Annotated in this window: 20 protein-coding genes; 4 read left to right on the forward strand and 16 right to left on the reverse strand. The window is 33.0% G+C overall.

The features are described 5' to 3' along the window. Positions 1 to 15: 15 nt before the first annotated feature. The 5 genes from AB3G36_RS09630 to AB3G36_RS09650 all read right to left on the reverse strand — a co-directional run bounded on the left by AB3G36_RS09630 (position 16) and on the right by AB3G36_RS09650 (position 5,095). A complete protein-coding gene (locus AB3G36_RS09630; RefSeq protein ID WP_367752155.1) occupies positions 16 to 1,392 on the reverse strand; it encodes an ethanolamine ammonia-lyase subunit EutB in 1,377 nt (458 codons plus the stop codon). Positions 1,393 to 1,436: 44 nt separating this feature from the next. Beyond that, on the reverse strand, positions 1,437 to 2,741 hold the full coding sequence (gene eat, locus AB3G36_RS09635) for an ethanolamine permease (RefSeq protein ID WP_367752157.1): 1,305 nt from the start codon (positions 2,739 to 2,741) through the stop codon (positions 1,437 to 1,439). Between the two features lie 219 nt (positions 2,742 to 2,960). Continuing rightward, positions 2,961 to 3,539 carry a PhnA domain-containing protein gene (locus AB3G36_RS09640; protein ID WP_367752159.1) on the reverse strand — a complete coding sequence of 193 codons (579 nt, stop codon included), beginning with the start codon at positions 3,537 to 3,539 and terminating at the stop codon, positions 2,961 to 2,963. Positions 3,540 to 3,598: 59 nt separating this feature from the next. Then, positions 3,599 to 4,057 (reverse strand): pantetheine-phosphate adenylyltransferase, encoded by a 459-nt coding sequence (coaD, locus tag AB3G36_RS09645; RefSeq protein WP_367752161.1) that lies wholly within the window; start codon positions 4,055 to 4,057, stop codon positions 3,599 to 3,601. Between the two features lie 69 nt (positions 4,058 to 4,126). Continuing rightward, a complete protein-coding gene (locus AB3G36_RS09650) occupies positions 4,127 to 5,095 on the reverse strand; it encodes a D-alanine--D-alanine ligase (RefSeq protein ID WP_367752163.1) in 969 nt (322 codons plus the stop codon). 228 nt (positions 5,096 to 5,323) lie between these two features. Here AB3G36_RS09650 and AB3G36_RS09655 point away from each other — a divergent pair, with 228 nt between their 5' ends. Both AB3G36_RS09655 and AB3G36_RS09660 read left to right on the forward strand, forming a co-directional pair. Beyond that, on the forward strand, positions 5,324 to 5,941 hold the full coding sequence (locus AB3G36_RS09655; protein WP_367752165.1) for a PASTA domain-containing protein: 618 nt from the start codon (positions 5,324 to 5,326) through the stop codon (positions 5,939 to 5,941). Beyond that, a complete protein-coding gene (locus AB3G36_RS09660) occupies positions 5,931 to 6,971 on the forward strand; it encodes an RluA family pseudouridine synthase (protein WP_367752167.1) in 1,041 nt (346 codons plus the stop codon). The genes AB3G36_RS09655 and AB3G36_RS09660 overlap by 11 nt, the downstream gene beginning before the upstream one ends. Before the next feature lie 153 nt (positions 6,972 to 7,124). Here the strand turns inward: AB3G36_RS09660 and AB3G36_RS09665 are convergent, their stop codons facing one another. The 6 genes from AB3G36_RS09665 to truA form a co-directional block, all read right to left on the reverse strand. Next, positions 7,125 to 7,385, reverse strand: coding sequence for a hypothetical protein (locus AB3G36_RS09665; protein WP_367752169.1), 261 nt, complete (start codon positions 7,383 to 7,385; stop codon positions 7,125 to 7,127). A 149-nt stretch (positions 7,386 to 7,534) separates the two neighbouring features. Continuing rightward, positions 7,535 to 8,104: a hypothetical protein gene (locus AB3G36_RS09670; RefSeq protein ID WP_367752171.1), complete on the reverse strand. Its 570-nt coding sequence runs from the start codon at positions 8,102 to 8,104 to the stop codon at positions 7,535 to 7,537. Positions 8,105 to 8,155: 51 nt separating this feature from the next. Next, entirely contained in the window at positions 8,156 to 9,325 is a 1,170-nt protein-coding gene (locus tag AB3G36_RS09675; protein WP_367752173.1) for a dipeptidase, read from the reverse strand. 391 nt (positions 9,326 to 9,716) lie between these two features. Next, entirely contained in the window at positions 9,717 to 11,105 is a 1,389-nt protein-coding gene (gene lpdA, locus AB3G36_RS09680; RefSeq protein ID WP_367752175.1) for a dihydrolipoyl dehydrogenase, read from the reverse strand. 219 nt (positions 11,106 to 11,324) lie between these two features. Next, positions 11,325 to 13,079, reverse strand: a complete 1,755-nt coding sequence (locus AB3G36_RS09685; protein ID WP_367752177.1) for an ABC transporter ATP-binding protein — start codon at positions 13,077 to 13,079, stop codon at positions 11,325 to 11,327. Positions 13,080 to 13,188: 109 nt separating this feature from the next. Next, positions 13,189 to 13,929 (reverse strand): tRNA pseudouridine(38-40) synthase TruA, encoded by a 741-nt coding sequence (gene truA / locus AB3G36_RS09690; protein ID WP_367752179.1) that lies wholly within the window; start codon positions 13,927 to 13,929, stop codon positions 13,189 to 13,191. Positions 13,930 to 14,086: 157 nt separating this feature from the next. On the opposite strand from truA, the gene AB3G36_RS09695 reads away from it, so the two are divergent. Then, complete coding sequence (locus AB3G36_RS09695; protein WP_367752181.1) at positions 14,087 to 14,584, forward strand: metallophosphoesterase; 498 nt, start codon at positions 14,087 to 14,089, stop codon at positions 14,582 to 14,584. Here the strand turns inward: AB3G36_RS09695 and AB3G36_RS09700 are convergent, their stop codons facing one another. From AB3G36_RS09700 to AB3G36_RS09710, 3 genes are all read right to left on the reverse strand, one after another. After that, complete coding sequence (locus AB3G36_RS09700) at positions 14,585 to 16,285, reverse strand: ATP-binding protein (protein ID WP_367752183.1); 1,701 nt, start codon at positions 16,283 to 16,285, stop codon at positions 14,585 to 14,587. 68 nt (positions 16,286 to 16,353) lie between these two features. Further along, a complete protein-coding gene (locus tag AB3G36_RS09705) occupies positions 16,354 to 17,016 on the reverse strand; it encodes a response regulator (RefSeq protein ID WP_367752185.1) in 663 nt (220 codons plus the stop codon). A 149-nt stretch (positions 17,017 to 17,165) separates the two neighbouring features. Then, a complete protein-coding gene (locus AB3G36_RS09710; RefSeq protein WP_367752187.1) occupies positions 17,166 to 17,579 on the reverse strand; it encodes a DUF4293 domain-containing protein in 414 nt (137 codons plus the stop codon). A 182-nt stretch (positions 17,580 to 17,761) separates the two neighbouring features. Here AB3G36_RS09710 and rho point away from each other — a divergent pair, with 182 nt between their 5' ends. Continuing rightward, positions 17,762 to 19,516 (forward strand): transcription termination factor Rho, encoded by a 1,755-nt coding sequence (rho, locus tag AB3G36_RS09715; protein WP_367752189.1) that lies wholly within the window; start codon positions 17,762 to 17,764, stop codon positions 19,514 to 19,516. A 141-nt stretch (positions 19,517 to 19,657) separates the two neighbouring features. Here the strand turns inward: rho and AB3G36_RS09720 are convergent, their stop codons facing one another. After that, the gene (locus AB3G36_RS09720) at positions 19,658 to 20,929 is read right to left on the reverse strand and encodes an RsmB/NOP family class I SAM-dependent RNA methyltransferase (RefSeq protein ID WP_367752191.1); all 1,272 of its coding nucleotides are present in this window, start codon (positions 20,927 to 20,929) and stop codon (positions 19,658 to 19,660) included. 140 nt (positions 20,930 to 21,069) lie between these two features. Continuing rightward, entirely contained in the window at positions 21,070 to 23,031 is a 1,962-nt protein-coding gene (locus AB3G36_RS09725) for a KUP/HAK/KT family potassium transporter (protein WP_367752193.1), read from the reverse strand. Positions 23,032 to 23,074 lie beyond the last annotated feature (43 nt).

Consider the following 23,074-nt stretch of genomic DNA (forward strand, 5'->3'; position numbering starts at 1 on the left):
ATTTTTAAATTAGGATTACCTTTTGATTAATTCTAATAATTTATTTTGATTTTGAGCATGTAAGAGTTCATTTTTACTATTCATAATTCCCATATTGATAAGCCATTCTTCAAATTCGGGTGCAGGTTTTAAGCCCAGTAATTTTCGTATATACAAAGCATCATGAAACGACGTACTTTGATAATTGAGCATGATATCATCAGAGCCTGGGATTCCCATAATAAAATTGCAACCTGCGGTTCCCAATAGCGTTAGTAAAACATCCATATCGTCTTGATCAGCCTCGGCATGATTGGTATAACAAATATCGCAACCCATAGGTAATCCCATTATTTTAGCACAAAAATGATCTTCTAGACCTGCTCTAATAATTTGTTTACCATCATATAAATATTCGGGTCCAATAAAACCTACCACTGAATTTACTAAAAAAGGATCAAAGGCACGCGCCACAGCATAAGAGCGCGCTTCGAGTGTTTGTTGGTCAATACCATAATTGGAATTCGAAGAAAGGGAACTGCCTTGTCCTGTTTCAAAATACATTACATTTTTACCAATAGTTCCACGGGATAATGATTGTGCGGCTTCATATCCTTCTTTTAATAACCCTAAATTGATTCCGAAACTGGCATTTGTTTTTTCGGTTCCACCTATAGATTGAAAAACTAAATCTACGGGAGCACCTTGTTCTATTGCCATTATGGTATTGGTAATATGACTTAAAATACACATTTGCGTCGGAATTTGATATTGCATTCGCATATCGTCCAGCATTTTTAACAAATTAATTTGTGTGGTGATATTATCAAATGCAGGATTAATTCCTATGAGTGCATCGCCATTTCCATAAAATAAGCCATCAATAACTGAGGCTAAGATTCCTTTGACATCATCTGTTGGGTGATTGGGTTGAAGGCGAGTGGATAGATGTCCTTTGAGTCCTACAGTACTTCTAAATTTTGTAATTACCTCACATTTTGAACTCACCAATATCAAATCTTGGAGGCTCATAATCTTTGAAACGGCAGCAGCTATTTCAGGAGTTATGGCTTTTTGTAAAGCAGTTAATTCTTGTTTTTGTATTTTATTATCGAGTAAATAATTGCGAAAATCACCTACTGTAAGATGTGATATGTTTTTAAAAGCTTCTTGATCGTGAGTGTCAATAATCAAGCGGGTCACTTCATCAATTTCGTACGGAATTAATGGCTTGTTCAAGAACTCACTTATGGGTAACTCAGCCAATGCCATTTGGGCTGCCACTCGTTCTTGGTAGGATTGTGCTGCGATTCCAGCCAGTTGATCACCAGAGCGCAGGGGAGTTGCTTTGGCCATTAATTCAGCTAAAGAACCGAAAACAAAAACAGTATTGTTGACAGTATGTTTATACATTTTTTATTCGTGCTTGTACTTATTGATGTTGGAAATAGTGCAAATTATTTTTCTCCTTTATAGAAAATTTTGAACAATGCAAAGCCCAAAACGATCGCTCCAAAATACCATAATGCCAAAATGGGATTGTAATAACTCATGGCTATCAACGAAAACAATCCAATTAATAGTGCTGTAATAGGGAGAATAGGATATAAAGGTACAACAAAAGGACGTTCTAAATTGGGCTCTGATTTTCTTAATTGCAGTAGCGACATCATAGAAAGTATGTATAAGGTAAGCGCTCCAAAAACAGCTATAGTTATTATTTCGCCTGTTTTATTGGTAAATAAGGTGGCAATTCCTAAACCTGTATTTACAATAAGTGCATTGGCGGGAGTTAAAAATTTAGGATGTACTTTACCTAGGAATTTTGGTGCAAAATCTATTTTTCCAAATTCCATTGTAGCTCTTCCTCCCGCAAGAATGAGTCCGTGGAAAGAGGCAATTAAACCAAAAAGTCCCACACCTATTAATAAATGATACATCATACTATCAGTAGAAACTGCCATTCCCATTGCCATTGGCAAAGGAGAATCGGATAAACTACCGTCTGCTTTATACACCACTTTTTCCCAACCACCTACACCAATGGTTGCTACGAAAACCATGATACACAATATAACGAGTGTAAGTATGGCGCTTCCAAAACCTTTTGTAATGTCTTTTTGTGGATTTATGGTTTCTTCGGCAACATTAGCGACGCCTTCGATACCAAGGAAAAACCAAATTGCAAATGGGATGGCCGCAAAAATTCCTTCCCAACCATTTGTACTTGCATTAAGCGTTAGTTTTTCTGAAGAGAAATGCGGAATAGTTACCCCGAAAAACAATAGCAACTCGACAACAGCTAAGATCGTAATAAACAATTCGAATGTTGCGGCTATTTTTACCCCAAAAATATTGAGGGCCGTAAATAATAAATAAGCTCCAATTGCCGCTGGTAAAATAGGGATTTGAGGAAAAGAGAGATTCAAGTACGCGCCAATTGCAATCGCGATGGCTGGCGGAGCAAATACAAATTCTATAATTTGTGCCAGTCCTGTAATAAAACCAATGTCTTTGCCAAAGGCTCTGTTCGCATAATCAAAACCACCACCTGCTTTAGGAATCGCACAGGATAATTCACAATACGAAAAACTAAAACAAACATACATGATAATGATGATAAAAGTAGCAATCCCCATCCCTAGGGTGCCTCCTTTTTCTAATCCTAAATTCCACCCAAAATACATTCCTGAAATCACATAACCTACTCCAAGTCCCCAAAGCAATAGAGGAGAAAGTGTCTTTTTTAGATGTGCACTCATAAATTTAGAATTTGAATTATTTGTAGTTAAAAAGTTAAAACTATAAATATTATTTTAAATAAATGTACTTTATTGGATTATTGTTGTGTTATTTTTGTCTAATTGGTGAATATTTTATTTTTTAACTTTTGAATGGTGATATAATAATTGATTTGATATTAAAACAAAAAAACGTCTTGAAAAGTCAAGACGTTTTTAGTATAAATCCAATTTGGTAAACTATGTTTTCTTTACATATTGTGTAATAATCACGATAGTTTGACCATCTACTTTTCCTTCAATATATTCAGCGTTTTCGTGGTCTAAACGAATGTTTCGAACCGCAGTTCCTTGCTTAGCGACCATACTAGAACCTTTCACTTTAAGGTCTTTTATCAAAACAACCGAGTCTCCATGTTCTAGGATTACGCCGTTGCTATCGCGGTGTATTATTTTATTTTCATCATCTTCACCTTCCCCCGTTGCTTGAGCCCAAGCAAGGGTGTCCTCGTCAAAATACATTTGGTCGATTAATTCTTGTGGCCATCCTGCAGCACGCAAACGGCTCAACATTCTCCATGAAACTACCTGTACAGCGGTATGCTCGCTCCACATGCTATCATTTAAATATCTCCAATGGTTTAGGTCTTCATGGCCTGGGTTTTCAATTTGGTCGATACAGCTACTACACGCCATTATAGCTTCGTCTATTCCTCCTTTTTTAGTGGGTAAAACCTCGTATACCTTTAGGTTTTCTGTTGCGGCACATAATTCGCATTGTGATCCACTGCGTTTGCTTAATTCTCTTTCGATACTCATTGTTGGCTTTTATTTTGATTCGGCGAAAATACAGCTATTCTATACTTTCTGCAAGTTTATTATTTTTTAACGCGCACTGCTTTTGGAACTAATTTTTGGTATTCTCCGCCGTTTCGGATAACATCCCTAACGATACTAGAACTGATATAGGAGGTTCTAGCTGCAGTCAGCAAGAAAACCGTTTCTATTTTGGACAAATGTCTGTTAGTATGTGCAATTGCTTTTTCAAACTCAAAATCGGCAGGATTGCGCAATCCACGTAAGATAAAGTCGGCTTTTATTCTATGACACAAATCGATTGTTAAGCCTTCGTAAGTAATAACACTAACTTTTGGTTCATTTTTAAAAGTTTCTTCAATAAAGTGTTTTCTTTCTTCAAGAGAGAACATGTATTTTTTTTCGGCATTGACCCCTATGGCAATGACAATTTCATCAAATAAAGGAAGGGCTCTATTGATGATATCTTCATGTCCTAGTGTAATGGGATCAAAAGATCCTGGAAATATGGCTTTTCTCATTTGTTTCAGAGTTTCTAGTTTGAGGTTTCAAGTTTCAAGTTGAAATCTGCAATAGTTTTATATAAGACTTTATAAAGATAACTCGATTGCATTAGTAAATAACTCAGTTAGTGAAATTCCGGCAGCTTCGGCTTGTTGTGGAATCAAACTTTCAGTAGTTAAACCAGGAATGGTATTCATTTCTAGCATATAAGGCTCATTGTTTACGATAATAAACTCAGAACGAGAAAATCCTTTCATACGTAGTATTTCATAAGCACGTTTAGCGATGTCTTCCACTTTTTGGGTCATTTCGTCAGAGATTCTTGCAGGCGTTATTTCTTGTGATTTTCCTAAATATTTGGCTTCGTAGTCGAAGAAGTCATTTTCGGATACGATTTCAGTGATGGGTAAAACGGTTGTTTTTCCTTGGTAATTGATTACCCCTACAGAAACTTCGGTTCCGTTTAGGAAACTTTCGATGATGATTTCGTTGTCTTCTTTGTAAGCGACTTCGATGGCAATTGGCAATTCGGCTTCCGTTTTTACTTTAGAAATGCCAAAGCTAGAACCTGCTTTGTTTGGTTTTACAAAACAGGGTAAACCTACTTTACTTACAATTGCTGCCGTATCAATATGTTCTCCTTTGTTTAAGTAATAGGAAATAGCACTTTTTATTCCGTATGGTTTTAACACCGATAAAAGATCTCTTTTATTGAATGTTAAAGCGGCTTGGTAATAATCACATGAAGTATGTGGTATATCTAGCAATTCAAAATAAGCTTGCATGAGTCCGTCTTCACCTGGAGTACCATGAATGGCGTTGAAGACACAGTCAAATGTGATTTTATTTCCGTTAAGAGTTATAGAAAAATCATTTTTATCAATTGGGAATTCGGTGTCATTATCATCAACATAGACCCATTTTTCTTTAAAAATGTGAATTCGAAATCCATTGTATTTTGTTTTGTCCAAAAATTGGTATACTACGTTTCCGCTTATTAGTGAAATTTTGTATTCGCTGGAATAGCCGCCCATGATAATGGCAATATTTTTCATTTTATATTGTTTAATGTTGGAACACAAATTGTGTTTTGTAGTTCGAATCGTTTTATTTTCTAGCCCCGATAGCAGCGGTATCCTTTTCTTTTTTTCTTTAAAAAAGAAAAGATACAAGCGTATAGCGGGAAATAGCTCCAAATATACAAGGGTATTTTTTGCTTAAACAAAATTATCATTTTTTTTGAAACGAAATAGCTATATCTTTGCCCATATAAAAAATAATTTATGAGTTTACGTAAATACCTTACCAGCCGAGTGTTTTTTCTACAAGTATTTATCGCGGTTTTGATAATTGCCGTTTTGGGATATCTTTTTATGCATTGGTTGACTTTTACTACTAATCATGGAAATGAGATTGCTGTTCCTAATTTAAGTAAACTAACAGAAGAGCAAGTGGAGGAAAAACTAGATGATTTAGACTTAGATTACGTTTTGCTTGACAGTGTGGATTATAGAAGTGACTATCCTAAATACAGTGTGGTACAGCAAGATCCGTTGCCAGGAGCGAAAGTGAAAGAGGGTAGAAAGGTGTATATTAAAATTAATTCATCGGGATTTTCATCAGTGAAAGTGCCTGATTTAATTGAAAAAACATACCGTGAAGCAGTACCTACGCTAAAAGCGTTAGGTCTTGAAGAAGGGACAATTACTTATATACCAAATCTTGGAAAAGACATGGTATTAGAAATGCGTTATAAAGGTAGAAATATCAAAGCGGGAGATAAAGTATTGAAATCGTCTAAAATTGATCTAGTTTTAGGAGATGGAAAAGCGAGTTATGAAGAAGATATAAGAACGGATAGCATTGCTAATCCAACACAAGAAATGCCTAATGAACAATAATGTAGAGTCGATTGACTTAGAAGAAGAATTATACGAACATTTTAAATTTGAAGTTCCAAAAGGAATAACACCTATACGAATTGATAAATATTTAATGGGATTGATTCAAAATGCAACCCGAAATAAATTACAAATTGCAGCTACTGAAGGGAATATTTTTGTGAATGATGCGACTGTGAAGTCAAATTATAAAGTAAAAGCTTTTGATGTAGTTCGTGTGATGTTGACGCATCCACCCTACGAAAACCATATTATCGCAGAGAATATTCCGTTAAACATTGTTTATGAGGATGATGCTTTGTTGTTAATAAATAAAGAACCAGGAATGGTGGTTCACCCTGGACATGGAAACTATACAGGAACATTAGTGCATGCCTTGGCCTATCATTTTGATAATTTGCCAATGAATAGCAGTGAGCGACCAGGATTAGTACATCGTATTGATAAAGATACTTCAGGCTTACTTGTAATTGCCAAAACGGAAGCGGCAATGACCCATTTAGCCAAACAATTTGAGGCTAAAACTTCTGAAAGAGAGTATATAGCGTTAGTTTGGGGGAATGTAGCGGAGGAAAGCGGAACGATTGAAGGAAACTTAGCACGTCACTTGAAAGACCGCATGCAAATGGCTGTTTTTGCTGATCCAGAGATTGGGAAACCAGCGATTACTCATTATAAAGTTTTGGAACGTTTTGGTTATGTGACTTTGATTTCATGCCAATTAGAAACGGGGCGTACACACCAGATTCGTGCCCATTTAAAACATATAGGACATCCTTTATTTAATGACGAACGTTATGGTGGTCATTTGATTTTAAAAGGAACTACGTTTACAAAATATAAGCATTTTATAGACAATTGCTTTAAAGCATTGCCAAGGCAAGCATTGCATGCTAAAACACTTGGTTTTGTGCATCCAACCACTAAAGAATTGATGCGTTTTGATACTGAATTACCACAAGATTTTCAAGATTGTATTGAAAAATGGAGAGGATATTCGAAATCACATTTAACGGAGGAAGAGGAGTAGAGTTTCGAGGTTTGAAGTTTAAGGTTTAAAGTTGCTTCGCTTTGAGGATTTGAAAATCTAGATAAATAATAAAAATCCCTTTTGACTTTTTCAAAAGGGATTTTTGGTTAAAAATGGTTTTTGGATTGTTCCACTACTTTTTTATATCTAAAACTATTTTGTTTGTTTTAATGCTATTTTCTTGTTGTCTACAAATAAGTGGCAACGAACTTTAAAAAAGCCAGAAAGATTTGTTTTCACTGGAAATTTTTCTCCTTTTTTAGTAGTTAAAATTCCGGTCATTGTACTAGGAGTAATAAAATTTAATTGTTCATCCTGTAGTTCATTATTAATGAAAAGTTTTTCACCCGTAAACCAGTTATTAGTGATTTTTATTTCTTCATTTTCATAATTGGCAATCCATTCACTTTTCATTGTTGTCTGTTTTGTTATTTTCGTAAAGGGCAACTACTAAAAGCGTAGTTGAATTATAAACCTTATGAGTCAATTAAATTAGATGTAAAATTCTGCCTTTTGAACTACAATCACAATACCCACTTTTAGTGATATTTGAAAGAATTGGGTTACAGGTTATTATTATTATTATTATTATTATTATTATTATTATTAGTTATTTTCATGCCTTTTATTTGAGTTATTCCACTGCAAAACTCATCGATATAAACTTGATATTGTTTAATGGCTTCTTGTTGTGCTCCAAACTGGATTTGCATTGTTCCTGCTTTTCCATTATATAAAAAACCTTGAAAAATGTAGGTATAATTATTAAAATCTAAAGTACATGTAAAATATTTAACTTTCATATCATGAATCATCTTATCATATATTTTAAGGTTCTTAATTTTGCCAAATTCTGCATATTGTGATTTTAGTGTTTTTTTGATGTTTTTTTCAGGTACAAAATAATCATATTCAATAAAATAGGCGTTAAGTAAGTTATAAGTGTCGTGAAATTCTGCATCCCATTTTGAAGTCAAATCACTTTTTAGCCAATGATTATTATTGTATTTTATTTCAAAAATTCCTTTCCGACTTTTATAAATAGTAGTATCTGTTGAGGGAATTACTTGGCCTATGGTAATTAATGGGTAAAAAAGAAACAGTAAAATGTGTTTTTTGAGTATTGATTTCATTTTATATTTTGATCATTTTAATTAATATTTATGGTGTTTTCGTTCAAGTAATTATTTGGATTCGTTTGCTTTTAATACCCTTAATATATTACCACCAAGAATTTTAATTATATCTTTTTTACTATATCCTTTTTCAACCAGTGCTTTTGTAATTAATGGATAAGTTGTTACATCGTCCAGCTGTTGTGGTGTTAAATTAATTCCATCAAAGTCGGAGCCCAATCCTACATAATCAACACCCACTAAATTAATGATATACTCGATATGTTGAATTACATTAGATAGTGGTGGTCGCATTGCCTGAGCTTCCTCATGATATTTGTTATAAAGGTAATCTTGTGCATAAAAATCTATCATTCCTGTTTTCATGAGGGAGTCGTTTTCAACGGCATGTTTTTGAAGGAAAGCAAGTTCTTTAGCATCAAAAGTGGGATCAATAAATCCGGGATTAAAATTTATTTGGATGACACCACCATTTTTTGCGATGGCTTTTATTTGGTCGTCTTTTAAATTGCGACGGTGTGGGACAAGACTATATACGGAACTATGAGAAGCAATGATAGGTTTAGTTGTGGTTTTCATTACATCCCAAAAAGTTTGGTCGCCGGAGTGGCTTACATCTACAATCATTCCTATTTGGTTCATGTGTTGCACTACTTGTATTCCAAAATCAGTGAGTCCTTTGTGAGTCAAGTTAGGAGTGGTAACTTCCTCCATAGCGCTTGTAGCCCATGTGGGAGCTACGTTATGTGTTAAGGTAAGGTAGCGTGCCCCACGATTGTAAAGACTGTCTAATTTATTAAGGTCGTTTTCTATCATATGTCCCCCCTCGACACCAAATAGTGCCGCAATTTTATTTTGATGTACGGTTTTTAGGAGTTTTACATAATTACTCACTTTTACAATTTTGTTTGGATTACGGGCTATTACAGCATCTAGACTGTCCATTTCTCTATTGGCATAAGCAAAGGGATTTTTTAAATCGCCCTCACAAAACACAGAAAAAAATTGAACATCTAGCCCTCCTTTTTTCCATCGGTCTAGGTCGCTGTGTGTTTTTCCTTTTAGATCTTGGTCAAAAACAATTCCTATATCGGCAGCTTTCATGAGGATGTCATTATGAGTATCGACCACAATGGCTTCCTGATGTATTTTTTTGTAGGATTGAGCGAAGGTTTGACTCGTTATTAGAATACTAAGTAATACTAATTTTATTTTCATAGTACAGCTTTGGTTTGATGTTGGTTCACTTAATTGAAATTGAGAATACCGAAATAAAAACGATTCGTAAAATAGAGGTTGTTAGTGAACTAAAGTACTGTTTTATTTGGAATAATGGAGCGTAGTTTATTGGTTTTTAGTGCGTCAAAATAATATTGATGGCTTGTAGCGGGGTTGTCCTAGTTTTAATTTACCGCTCTTTTATAAACTAGGCTGCGTAAAGGATAGCAGCGGAAATCCTCCCTTTTTGGGAGATTGTAGCGAATAGCCTGACGCTACTGCAGCGGAGTGGAAGTAGGGGTACGCCATAAAAAAAAAAATCCGACTTGCTTACGCAAATCGGATTGTGTATTTATTATAATCGTATTTTAATACAGTCTCAACTTACAATTTACAAGTGAATTACTTCACCGTAAGCATCAGCAACTGCTTCCATAACTGCTTCACTCATTGTTGGGTGAGGATGGATCGATTTTAGGATTTCGTGCCCTGTAGTTTCTAGTTTACGCGCTACAACTGCTTCAGCAATCATATCCGTAACACCAGCGCCAATCATGTGACAACCTAACCATTCACCGTATTTGGCATCAAAGATTACTTTTACAAATCCATCAGAATTTCCTGAGGCTTGTGCTTTTCCAGAAGCTGAAAATGGAAATTTACCAATTTTCAATTCGTATCCTTTTTCTTTAGCTTGTTTTTCTGTCAAACCAACAGAAGCGATTTCTGGAGTAGCATACGTACAACCAGGTACGTTTCCGTAATCGATTGGCTCTACATGTAATCCAGCAATTTTTTCAACACAGTTGATTCCTTCTGCAGAAGCAACATGTGCCAAAGCTTGTCCTGGAGTTACATCCCCTATAGCGTAATATCCTGGGATATTTGTTTGGTTGTAAGCATCCACTATTATTTTGTCTCTATCAGTAGCAATTCCTACTTCTTCTAGACCAATGTTTTCAATATTTGTTTTGATTCCAACAGCCGAAAGTAAAATATCAGCTTCAAGAACTACTTCTCCTTTTGCTGTTTTTACAAATGCTTTCACTCCAGCTCCAGTAGTGTCAATGCGTTCTACTGATGAGTTAGTCATTACTGTAATTCCAGATTTTTTCAAAGATTTTTCCATTTGTTTAGAAATATCTTCGTCTTCAACTGGTACTACGTTTGGCATAAATTCTACAATAGTAACTTCAGTTCCCATTGAGTTGTAGAAGTGAGCAAATTCTACTCCAATTGCACCTGAACCAACGATAATCATTTTTTTAGGTTGGCTTGGTAAACTCATTGCTTGGCGGTAACCAATTACTTTTTCTCCATCTTGAGGTAAGTTAGGTAACTCACGTGAACGTGCACCCGTTGCAACAATAATATGGTCTGCACTATATTCAGTTGTTTTACCATCTTTATCGGTCACATCGACTTTTTTACCTGGTTTTATTTTTCCAAAACCATTAATAACGTCAATTTTATTTTTTTTCATTAAGAAAGTAACCCCTTTGCTCATTCCTTGTGCAACCCCACGGCTACGTTGAATAACAGCAGGAAAATCCTTATCGAATGAAGAAACAGTCAATCCATAATCGGAAGCATGTTTTAGATAATCAAAAACCTGAGCTGATTTTAGTAATGCTTTCGTTGGGATACATCCCCAATTCAAACATACACCACCTAAGCTTTCTTTTTCAATTACGGCAACTTTAAACCCTAATTGCGATGCTCTAATGGCAGTAACATATCCACCCGGACCACTTCCTAAAACTATGATATCGTATTTCATTTTTATAAGTTTTCTAAATTAATTGATTTGGCGAATTTAAGGATTTATTCTGTTTTGGAAAAATTTAAAGATTCAATTATTTAAAGATTTGTTAGGAATCATGAAAATAATAAGTGAATACTTAATTGGCATCAAAAGATCCTCTTAAATTATTTAAGTTGTTAGTAAATAAAATTTGTAGGTAAGTATTAAGATTGTCTAATTACAATTTAGTTTTTACTAGTTAGCTACAGAAAATTGGGAATCATATAAATTCTTATAATACCCACTTTCACGATTGATTAATTCTTGATGGGTTCCTTGTTCTACAATTAAGCCTTTGTCCATCACCACAATTTTATCGGCATTGACAATAGTAGCCAGTCTGTGCGCAATTACAATCGAAGTTCTACCTAAGGTAATTGTTTCTGTAGCACGTTGAATCAATTCTTCGGAATACGTATCAATAGAGGATGTGGCTTCGTCTAGAATAAGTATACTTGGATTACTTACATAAGCTCTCAAAAAAGCAATCAATTGGCGTTGACCAGAAGATAGCATTACCCCGCGTTCTTTTACATCAAAATCATAATTATCAGGTAAACTCATAATGAATTCATGAACGCCAATTTCTTGGGCTGCAGCCAAAACATCTTCTCTAGTGATGTCAGGGTTATTTAAGGTAATATTATTATAAATAGTATCAGCAAAAAGAAAAACATCTTGTAAAACGACTGCAATTTGTTTTCTTAAAGAACCAAGTGTATAATTCTCAATATTAGTATCATCAATAAAAATGGTTCCACTATTAATTTCATAAAAGCGATTCAATAAATTAATGATTGTCGATTTTCCCGCGCCGGTCGATCCTACAATCGCTATAGTTTCACCTGCTTTTACTTCTAAATCGATTCCTTTTATGACTTCTTCATCGGCGATGTAACTAAAGTGCACCGCTTTGAATTCAATGTTTCCTAAAAATACTGGAGCTTCAATTAGTCCAGTATCCTGAATTTGATCTTGGGTATCAATAATTTCAAAAACACGATTCGCAGCAATCATTCCCAATTGCATCTCGTTGAATTTATCTGCAATTTGACGCAAGGGATTAAATAACATTCCAATAAACATGGTATAGGAAAACAAATCTCCAAAAGTCGTGAAATGATCCCCATTCAATATTTTAATACCACCGTAAAGTACTATAAATCCTAATGTTAGAGATGAAATGATATCAGCAATAGGGAAGAATATGGAGTTGTATAAAATGGTTTTTATCCAAGCTTTTTTATGTTTATCATTGATTTCTTTGAATTTTTCTGCTTCAATTTCTTCTCGATTAAACAATTGAACAATTTTCATTCCTGTTACCCGTTCCTGAACAAATGAGTTCATATTGGCAATTTGAGCGCGCACTTCTTCGAAAGCGACCTGCATTTTACGTTGAAAGATTCGGGTTATAAAAACCAAAATTGGCATGGCAACAATTACAATCCATGTTAATTTCCAGTTCATATAGAACATGAAAATAAGGACCACAAACATTTTCATCAAGTCACTGATAATCATAAACAGTCCCTGACTAAAAATACGTGCAATAGATTCGATATCCGAAACGGAACGCGTAACTAGTTGTCCTACGGGCACCAAATCAAAATATTTCATTCTAAAACTCAAGATGTGTTTAAAGAGTTTAGTACGAATGTCTTTCACAATGTCTTGCCCTAGCCAGTTGGCCCAAAAAACAAAATAAAACTGTGAAAAAACCTCACATAAAAGAACGATTCCCATCAAAGTGATGTAAAACAAAAGCCCCTTAGCATCTTCAGTTTGAATGTAATCATCCACTGTTTGCTTCAATAAATAAGGACGCAAAGCCGCAAAAATAGATAAAGAAACCGCAAAGGCAATAACGCCATTAAAGCGCCATTGATACGGTTTAGTATATTGTAATATTCTTTTAAATAATCGAGTGTCGAATGCTTTTGCTTTCATTTTTTTTACCTGAATTTAGTTCAGTTATTTGGAGCTAATTCCTGCTTTTCGCTTCAATATTTTTATTTTTTAAAGAAAAAAATAAAAATGATTTCCACTTCAATCAGGGCTATTTAGTTATGTAATCGTAATCTATTTCGGTTAAATACAATCCGTGGGCCGGTACCGAAAACCCAGCTTTGTCTCTGTTCTTGCTTTCAATGATAGTATTAAAATCATCCAGCGTTATTTTATGTAACCCGATATTAACAAGCGTTCCTACAATAGAACGCACCATATTTCTTAAAAACCTATTGGCCGATATTGTAAAAATTAGTTTGTTGTTTTCCACTTTCCAATCTGCTTTGTAAATCGTACAATCAAACGTATTTACATCTGTATTGACCTTAGAGAAACATTGAAAATCAGTATGCTTGAATAGCAATTTTGCGGCTTCATTCATTAAATTAAGATCTAATTTTTGATGAAAGTACCAACTTTGTTCTTGCAAAAAGGCGTCTTTAAACGTGTTGATATGATATTCATAGGTTCTTTTTGTCGCATCAAATCGAACATGCGCTTCTTGGTGAACTGAAATAATATCATAAACAACAATGTCTTTGGGCAAGTAAGAGTTGAGTTTGTGAATCAATTTAGCGATATCAAACGAAGTCTCAAAATCAAAATGGGCATACATCACTTTAGCATGAACGCCTGTATCTGTTCGACCGGCGCCCATTAGATTGATGTCTGAATTAAGTAATACCGAAAATGCTTTGTTTAACGTTTCCTGAACAGAGGAGGCATTTGGTTGGTATTGCCAGCCATGATAAAGAGTTCCGTTATACGCTAATTTTATAAAATATCTCAATTTAATGTGGTCGCAAAGTTTCAAAGAAGCAAAGATACAAAGTTTTTATGTTGAGAAAAGGTTAAATATGCAAGTTCTGATTGTAAGTATTTATTTTATTTTTTTTGAAGAAACACAGTACCTTTGGAGCTACTAATTATTGAAAAGTTCATTCTGAATGAAAAAAATACTGCTCTTATCTGATACACACAGCTATATAGACGATACAATTTTAAAATATGTCGCTCAAGCCGATGAAGTTTGGCATGCAGGAGATATTGGTGATTTGATGGTAACAGATACTTTAAAAAAACTCAAACCATTGCGAGCTGTTTATGGTAATATTGATGATGACAAAGCCCGTTTAGAATTCCCACTTCATAATCGTTTTATGTGTGAAGGAGTTGACGTGTGGATTACACATATTGGTGGTTATCCAGGTAAATACAATCCCAATATTAAAGCGGAAATAGTAGCAAACCCTCCAAAATTATTTATTTGTGGGCATTCTCATATTCTAAAAGTAATGTTTGACAAGAAGAATAATCTTTTACATATGAATCCAGGAGCTTGTGGAAAAAGTGGTTTTCATCAAGTGCGAACTATGCTGCGATTTGTAATTGAAGGAGATAAAATAAAAGACTTAGAAATTATAGAAATAGAAAAAAGGGTGTAACTATACCTTGTAAGTAATAGGAACATTAATATGGATTGATGTACCCGATTTTATTTTCGATTGGATAGTTATTTCTCCATCAATATTATTTACTCGTGCTTTAATTTGGTTAAGCCCAAACCCTTCAATTTCTTTATACTCACCAGCAGTGTTAAAACCTTTTCCATTATCTCTTACATGAATGAACAATGAATTATCTCTTTCATCAATGCTTACAAAAGCATTTTTAGCTTTACTATGTTTTATAATATTATTCAATAACTCCATAATTATAAAATACATTTTCATTTCAAAATCTCCATTGTAACGTGTTGTAGTCTCCATTGTACTAGCGTATTCAAAACTAATACTTGAATTTGAATTCTTTTCACATAAATCATTAAGTGCATAAAACAATCCAAAACGAGCCAATAAAGAGGGCAGCAGTTGATGCGAAAGGTCACGTACTTTATCATGAGCCTCATTCAATATTTTTTTTGTTTTAATAATTTCTTCCGACTCAATTTTATTGATGCTACTAAAAACACTCAAATGTAATCCTGCAGAAGAAAGCAGGGCACTAATATTGTCATGTAAAAATGCAGCTATTTTTTTTCGCTCTATTTCTTGACCGCTAATGGAGGCATTGATAATGTTTTGCTGAATTTTACTTTGGATGTCTTTCAGCTTATTTTTTTCTTTTAATTTATTATTTTGGAAGAAAAAGTAAAAAAGAATAAGAATTAAAAGTAGTATTGAAATGATTATAATACTAATTCGTTTATTTTTAGATTGTTTCTCTAATAGGATTTGTTGCTTAGTTTTATATTTAGTTTCAATATTGTCAATTTCTCTTTTGTATTCATCTATTTGGAGATTTATTCCAGCTACATTTACTTTTTTTAACTTTTCTTGATTGTTGATTTCAGCCGTAATTGTATTATAAAGATCTAAATTTTCATAAGCTTTTTTATAATCCCCATTTTTCAATAAAAACCTGGAATATTCTTGATAAGCGAAAGATAAATCTGATTTTTCATTTTCTAATGTTTCAAATTGGATTGCTTTTTTAAAAAAATAATCTGCTTTTTGAGTATCATTTATAGAATTGTAATACATACCATTAAGCATGTTTAGAACTCCTGATAAAGATTTATCACCATATTTAGGATGGTATTTATTAATGAAATTTAAATAGGGTAGGCCTTCGGAAAAATTCCCAATATCAAAATAAGCCCATGTTATGTTTAGTTTTGTAAAAACAATTTCAGCTGAATCTTTTATTCTGGTACTATACTCAAGAGATTTCTTATAATAAGAAATTCCTTTTTGATACTCTTTTTTATCAAAACAATAAATGTTACCAAGATTATTATTCAACCAATTCTTGAGCTGATTGTTATTGGTTCTATTAGCATATAAAATTCCTTTTTGATAATAAAAAAAGGCTTTTTCAAATTCAGCTAGTTCATCAAAATTTGCTGCAATAGTATTGTAGCAAGTAGCAATTAGATTGTCATCTTTGATGGCAATTGCATATTTTAAAGCAATCCTTGATTTGATTAATGATTTTTCATATTTTTCATTTTTCATCAAAGAAGTTGCTTCTTTGGTCATTTTTGTAATTTCATTTTTGGAAGGAAATGTCTCTTGAGAAAATACAATTGTACTGAAAGAAGTTTGCAATAGTAAAAACAATAAAATAAATCTGTTTTGAAACATAAATAAGTTGTGTCGATTAATATAGCATAGTGTTTAAATAAAGATAGAGAAGCTGTTCTAATTAAATTTCACGATTTAATTAATTTGTTTTTAATGGCAAATTTAACTAGGCTAATGGTGTTTTTTGCTTTTAGTTTTTTCATGATGTTTTTACGATGTGTTTCAACCGTATTTGAACTGATAAATAATTGTTCGCTTATCTCTTTTCCACTATATTCTAATGCAATTAAGGTTGTAATTTCAATTTCTCGACCAGTTAACAGCAAGTCGATAGTAGGTTTGTATTTATTAAGTTTTGAGATATTTTTGGTAGCTGAATTGAATATTTTTTCTCTAACGGTAGTACAAAAATAATCTTCACCATTTGAAACGGCCTGAATGGCTTCGACTATATTTTCGCCAGCACATTGCTTTGTTAGATACCCATTAACACCAAGCTTCATCACTTCTTGTATAATTTTTAAATCATCATAACTAGATAGAATGATTACTTTACAAGGAAACCCTTTTTCAGCAAATTCCTTGACAACCTCTATACCGTCTTTTTTAGGCATACTGATGTCTAAGATTAGAATAGTTGTATTGTTGTTAGTGACGTCGTCATATAGCGTGCTTCCATCCAAAGAAAAACCTACAACCTCAAAATTTGAGATTGTATTTAATAAAGTTCTCATCCCATCAATGAGAACTTGATGATCGTCAGCAAGGTGTATCCTTATTTTTTTTGTCATATTATAGTTAAACAGTATTCAAATTTAGGAAAAAAAAACTACTTATCATTTATAAGATTTTATTTATTAAATGCTTCTTTTTGAAGCACAAAAAAACCCGAACTGTTACATTCGGGTTTCCTTCGCACTAATAAACTAAGTTTATAGGTTTACCTCAATCTGTCCACAGATTTTACAAGATCTTCATCCTTTTTGATGGCCTTATTAGCCAAGACTAATAATACGATAGCAATAATAGGTAGAAACATCCCAATACCTTTCTCAGAAACAAGAGCTGTTTCTCCAGATACATTTAATGAACGATATACAAATAATCCTAATAAAATTAAATTTAATATCATATTCAATCTGCCAACGACAAATTGATTCTGTCTTTTTTTATACGAAACAATACTTAAGATAGTAAGTGTTGTACTTAATCCCAATAAAATTACATAAATCTGGTTTTGCATAAAGAAATATTCCTTTCCGTCATTCATTGTCCATAAAGGAAATAAAAAAGGTAAAATTCCAGTAACTACAAAAGCTAGAATTAAATAAATAGTCTGAATTCTCTGTATCATTGTTTCAATTTGTTGTACAAAAATATATTTTCTTTTTTTAAAATACTATTGTATCATTAAATTTTATTCGTATTATTGCATAACAATACCGTAAGCACTTCATACTGCGGTCAATTCAAAATAAAATATTTACTACCTATCTTTTATAGTATTACCAAATTAATTAAACTCATAGAACATTCATGTTTGATATTTCTGCATTAAAAGAAATGAAGCTTTCTGAGCTTCAAGAAATCGCTAAGTCAGCTAAAACCATAAAGTTTAATGGTGTTAAAAAAGAGACCTTGATTGGGTCGATTTTAGAACATCAAAACAATACTGTTGATTCAACATTAGATAAAAATTCGGATGCTCCAGTTGAGGATAATAAACCTAAAAGAGCCCGTATTCTACCAGTTAAGAAGGTCGCTATTCAAAAAACTACAAATAAAACTATTTTTAAAGAAGTAGCTCCTGTTGAAGCTGATCTTCAAATTAAAATGGAAATGCCTGCGGAGGTAATTGCACAAGTTGATGCAGTTAATTCGCAAACCGAAGATGAAAAAGAGAATGTAATTCCAGAAAAGAAAGTAGGTAAGGTTATTAAGTTTAATAAATCAGCTTACGAAAAGAAAATAGCTTTAAAAAAGGATAAAGAAGAAACAAAAGAAGTAGTTGTTAAAGACGAAAATAAAGAAGTAGTAGAAGAAAATGTTTCAAAAACAGATGCTACTGAAGTTGCTCCTCCTGCTAAAAAAATAAATCCAAATCAATTAAATAAACAAAATCAAAACCCTAATTTTAAAAATAAAAAAAATAATTTTAGAGATTCAGATTTTGAATTTGACGGAATAATTGAAAGTGAGGGAGTATTAGAAATGATGCCTGATGGCTATGGTTTCTTGCGTTCTTCCGATTATAATTACCTAGCTTCACCGGATGATATTTATTTATCAACTTCACAAATTAGATTGTTTGGTCTAAAAACTGGAGATACCGTAAAAGGTGTAGTTCGTCCTCCAAAAGAAGGGGAAAAGTTTTTTCCTTTAGTTCGTGTGTTAAAAATTAATGGGCATGATCCACAAGTGGTTCGTGATCGAGTTTCATTCGAACATTTAACGCCTGTTTTTCCATCAGAAAAATTTAATTTAGCCGAAAGACAAAGCACTATTTCTACTCGTATCATTGATTTGTTTTCTCCTATAGGAAAAGGGCAACGTGGTATGATTGTCGCACAACCTAAAACGGGTAAAACCATGTTGTTGAAAGAAATTGCGAATGCAATTGCTGCTAATCATCCTGAAGTATATCTAATTGTTTTACTAATAGACGAACGTCCAGAAGAGGTTACGGATATGCAACGTAGTGTACGTGGTGAAGTAATTGCTTCTACATTTGATAGAGAGCCACAAGAACACGTTAAAATTGCTAATATTGTACTTGAAAAAGCAAAGCGTTTAGTAGAATGTGGGCATGATGTTGTAATTCTATTAGATTCCATTACCCGTTTGGCGAGAGCCTATAATACGGTACAACCTGCTTCAGGTAAAGTATTGAGTGGAGGAGTAGATGCTAATGCTTTACAGAAACCAAAACGTTTCTTTGGAGCCGCCCGTAATGTAGAAAATGGAGGTTCATTAAGTATCATTGCAACTGCTTTGACTGAAACTGGTTCAAAAATGGATGAAGTTATCTTTGAAGAATTTAAAGGTACTGGTAATATGGAATTGCAATTGGATAGAAAAATTGCTAATAAACGTATCTTCCCAGCTATTGATTTAACTTCTTCAAGTACAAGACGTGATGATATGTTGTTAGATGAGAAAACGTTGCAAAGAATGTGGATTATGAGAAAATATCTTTCTGATATGAATCCTGTTGAAGCAATGAGTTTTATAAACGATCGTTTTAGACAAACGAAAAACAATGAAGAGTTTTTAATTTCGATGAATGATTAAATTCAGATTAAAGAGAATAGAATAAAAAAGATATAAAAAAAGTCCTCGAAATTTTCGAGGACTTTTTTGTTTTTGCTTCTTTTTACAATAAAAAATGCCTTCATTATGAGGGCATTTTTTGTTATTTAGAAGGAAATAATATTAGGCTTTTGTTTCTTTTATTTCTTTTACTTTAACTTTAACTTCTTTTGGTGTTACATCTTCTTTTCTTTCTAAAAGAGCCATGTAAAAACCGTCAAATCCAGATTCATGAGCTAGAATTTTTTGGTCTTTTATAAAGTTAAATTCTTTTCCTATATCCGTTGTTAAAAATTTAGCTACTTGCTCTTGATTTTCTGAGGGTAAAACAGAGCATGTTGCATATACTAGTTTTCCACCTGGTTTTACAATTTTAGAATAACTTTCCAAAACTTCTGCTTGTACCTTGCGGATATTGTCAATAAATTCAGGTTGTAATTTCCATTTCGCATCAGGATTTCTTTTAAGAACTCCTAATCCACTACAAGGGGCATCGATCAATACTCGATCTGCTCTTTGGTGTAATTTCTTGATCACTTTAGTAGTATCAATGATACGGTATTCAATATTGAAAGCACCATCGCGTTTTGCTCTAATTTTTAATTGCTTTAATTTACTTTCATATAAATCCATAGCAATCAATTGTCCTTTGTTTTCCATCAAAGCAGCAATATGCAATGTTTTTCCTCCTGCACCCGCACAAGTATCTACAACACGCATTCCTGGCTTAACATCAAGAAAAGCAGCAACAAGTTGTGAATTGGCATCTTGAACTTCAAAAAAGCCTTGTTTAAATGCATCAGTCATGAAAACATTAGCTCTTTCTTTTAATACTAAAGCATCTGGTTGGTCTTTAAGGACATCGGTATCAATGTCTAAATCCATTAAGATCGCTCTTAATTCTGTTTTAGTAGTTTTTAGAGTGTTTACTCTTAGAATAACTTTAGCAGGTTGATTTTGAGCTGTGATTTCTTTTGACCACACTTTTTCACCTAATTCTTTTACTCCCATTTCATCCATCCAGTCAGGAATAGATTCTTTAAGGGCTCTTACTTTTGATAATTCATCAAAACGACCTTTTATTTTTCTCTCAGGAGTTCCTTCCAGTTGACGCCAATCAGGAATTGGGTATCCTCTTAATACTGCCCATACTGAAAACATTCTCCAGATATTATCTCTATCAAATGGCTCTTTTACTTCTGCAATTTCTGCATATAATCGTTTCCATCGAACTACTTCGTAGATCGTTTCAGCAACAAATTTTCTATCTGAGCTTCCCCAACGTTTGTCTTTTTTTAAGGCTCTGGCAACTACTTTATCCGCATATTCTCCTTCGTTAAATATTGCATTTAAGGAATCTATAGTAGTGTAAACTAAATTTCTGTGTAATCTCATTTTTATTAATTGAGGTGCAAAGGTAGTATTAATTGATCGAAAGTTAAATTTTAAATAATGAATGTTGATTTTATATTTTAAACAGCAAAAAAAAACACTGTTTAAACACAGTGTTTTTTAAAATTCAATATAAATTGATATTATTTAACTCGAGTTAACCCAATGTTTTCTGGAGCATGAAGCACCATTGGGAATTTTTCTATTTTAACGGAGCTACTGTCTAGTCCAAAAGCACTTTCTTCAGATAGACTTAGTTTTTTGATTAAGAAATAAGAATTCATAATCAATTTTTCATGCCATAATAAATCACTGTCATTTGAAAGGAATTTTTCAGATAATACAAATTTGAAATCCCCGATAATGTTATTCTTATTTAAAGATTCATATCTACTAGTGATATCTACTTCTCCTTTTTTAACCATATCCTTAATTACTTCCTTGAACATAAGGCTGATTTTAGTAGGTTCTCTAAATCCTAAATTAAAATCTACACGGTATAAATCATCTTTAATAATTTCGCTTACTTTGTATTCTGTTTTATAAGGCTCTGTCAAGATGTTTACATGGACAAACCAATAGATATCAGCTCTTTTTGGTCTTTTTTGTAAAATAGAATACATCACTTTTTCTTCAATCTCATCCACACGATTAGCATTAGTCATATACACTAAGTGTGTTGCATATTTTGGAATGGATAAATCAGCACTTAATTCCTTCAACACTTTTTTGTAATCATCTATTTTTACAATTTTAGTGTAGTTTTTATTAATTTTTTTAGCCAAGTACCAAATGGTCATGATTGAAATCAGTACCATAGCAATGATTAAAGTTACATAGCCACCTTCAGAAAACTTTGTTATGTTTGCTGCTAAAAAGCTTAATTCAATTAACAGATAGATGGTTATCAATGGTACTATAAAATATAATTTTACTCTTTTCATAATTAAATAGAAATTAAGTAAAATAGTAGTCATAATCATACATAAAATTATCGCTAATCCATAAGCATGCTCCATATTGCTGGACTCTTCAAAATGCAAAACTATTCCAACACAACCAAAAAACAACAACCAGTTGATAGATGGGATATACAGTTGACCTTTTAATTCAGTAGGATACTTTATTTTTACTTTTGGCCAAAAATTCAATCTCATCGCTTCATTTATTAAAGTAAATGAACCGCTAATAAGAGCTTGGGAAGCAATGACAGCTGCTAATGTTGCAATTACAATTCCAATAGGTTGAAACCAATCGGCCATGATTAGATAAAATGGATTTCCATTAGATCCTCCTAGACTTTGTAATGTTTGTCCTTCATGGTGAATGAGATAAGCTGCTTGTCCAAAATAGTTAAGTACTAAAGTTGTTTTCACAAAAATCCAACTGATTCGGATATTTTTTCGTCCACAGTGGCCCATATCTGAATAAAGTGCTTCAGCTCCTGTGGTACATAGGAATACAAACCCTAAAACAAAAAATCCGTCTGGATGAATGGATAGTAAATGATATGCATAGTAGGGATTAAAAGCTTTGAATACTTCAGGGTGCTTTGTAATTTGGATTAATCCAAGAATTCCAAGCATGCTGAACCAAATAAGCATCATAGGAGCAAAAAACTTTCCTACTAATTTGGTACCGAATTGCTGAATAGTGAAAAGGACAAATAAAATTCCGATTACAATTGGTATGGTGTTTATTTCTGGATAGTACGTTCTAATACCTTCTACAGCAGAAGAAACAGAAATGGGTGGGGTAATTATTCCATCAGCTAGTAGTGCGCTTCCACCGATAATAGCGGGGACTATGAGCCATTGTATTTTGGTTTTTTTGACTAAAGCATATAAAGCAAAAATTCCTCCCTCACCATGATTGTCTGCGCTTAATGTAATGATTACATATTTTATCGTCGTTTGTAATGTCAGGGTCCAAAAAACACATGATATGCCTCCTAAAACTACATCTGCATTAATAATATGATCTCCAAGAATGGCTTTCATTACATATAACGGGGAGGTCCCAATATCACCATATATAATACCTAATGTAATTAATAAACCTCCTAAAGTTAATTTTGAATGTAAATTTTTATGCGAAGTGCTCATGTATTATTTTTAAAAAACACGACAAATTTACTCTTTTTAAATA

This window comes from Flavobacterium sp. WC2430, assembly GCF_040822075.1.
Classification (GTDB): domain Bacteria; phylum Bacteroidota; class Bacteroidia; order Flavobacteriales; family Flavobacteriaceae; genus Flavobacterium.

What these genes read in the sequence shown, in the direction of transcription:
- AB3G36_RS09650 (WP_367752163.1), bottom strand. Translation starts at nt 5,095, where the DNA reads ATGAAAAATATTGCCATTATCATGGGCGGCTATTCCAGCGAATACAAA.
- AB3G36_RS09695 (WP_367752181.1), top strand. Translation starts at nt 14,087, where the DNA reads ATGAAAAAAATACTGCTCTTATCTGATACACACAGCTATATAGACGAT.
- AB3G36_RS09660 (WP_367752167.1), top strand. Translation starts at nt 5,931, where the DNA reads ATGAACAATAATGTAGAGTCGATTGACTTAGAAGAAGAATTATACGAA.
- AB3G36_RS09720 (WP_367752191.1), bottom strand. Translation starts at nt 20,929, where the DNA reads ATGAGATTACACAGAAATTTAGTTTACACTACTATAGATTCCTTAAAT.
- lpdA (WP_367752175.1), bottom strand. Translation starts at nt 11,105, where the DNA reads ATGAAATACGATATCATAGTTTTAGGAAGTGGTCCGGGTGGATATGTT.
- AB3G36_RS09665 (WP_367752169.1), bottom strand. Translation starts at nt 7,385, where the DNA reads ATGAAAAGTGAATGGATTGCCAATTATGAAAATGAAGAAATAAAAATC.
- AB3G36_RS09705 (WP_367752185.1), bottom strand. Translation starts at nt 17,016, where the DNA reads ATGACAAAAAAAATAAGGATACACCTTGCTGACGATCATCAAGTTCTC.
- AB3G36_RS09640 (WP_367752159.1), bottom strand. Translation starts at nt 3,539, where the DNA reads ATGAGTATCGAAAGAGAATTAAGCAAACGCAGTGGATCACAATGCGAA.
- rho (WP_367752189.1), top strand. Translation starts at nt 17,762, where the DNA reads ATGTTTGATATTTCTGCATTAAAAGAAATGAAGCTTTCTGAGCTTCAA.
- AB3G36_RS09630 (WP_367752155.1), bottom strand. Translation starts at nt 1,392, where the DNA reads ATGTATAAACATACTGTCAACAATACTGTTTTTGTTTTCGGTTCTTTA.
- AB3G36_RS09675 (WP_367752173.1), bottom strand. Translation starts at nt 9,325, where the DNA reads ATGAAAATAAAATTAGTATTACTTAGTATTCTAATAACGAGTCAAACC.
- coaD (WP_367752161.1), bottom strand. Translation starts at nt 4,057, where the DNA reads ATGAGAAAAGCCATATTTCCAGGATCTTTTGATCCCATTACACTAGGA.
- AB3G36_RS09655 (WP_367752165.1), top strand. Translation starts at nt 5,324, where the DNA reads ATGAGTTTACGTAAATACCTTACCAGCCGAGTGTTTTTTCTACAAGTA.
- AB3G36_RS09685 (WP_367752177.1), bottom strand. Translation starts at nt 13,079, where the DNA reads ATGAAAGCAAAAGCATTCGACACTCGATTATTTAAAAGAATATTACAA.
- AB3G36_RS09700 (WP_367752183.1), bottom strand. Translation starts at nt 16,285, where the DNA reads ATGTTTCAAAACAGATTTATTTTATTGTTTTTACTATTGCAAACTTCT.
- eat (WP_367752157.1), bottom strand. Translation starts at nt 2,741, where the DNA reads ATGAGTGCACATCTAAAAAAGACACTTTCTCCTCTATTGCTTTGGGGA.
- AB3G36_RS09670 (WP_367752171.1), bottom strand. Translation starts at nt 8,104, where the DNA reads ATGAAATCAATACTCAAAAAACACATTTTACTGTTTCTTTTTTACCCA.
- AB3G36_RS09725 (WP_367752193.1), bottom strand. Translation starts at nt 23,031, where the DNA reads ATGAGCACTTCGCATAAAAATTTACATTCAAAATTAACTTTAGGAGGT.
- AB3G36_RS09710 (WP_367752187.1), bottom strand. Translation starts at nt 17,579, where the DNA reads ATGATACAGAGAATTCAGACTATTTATTTAATTCTAGCTTTTGTAGTT.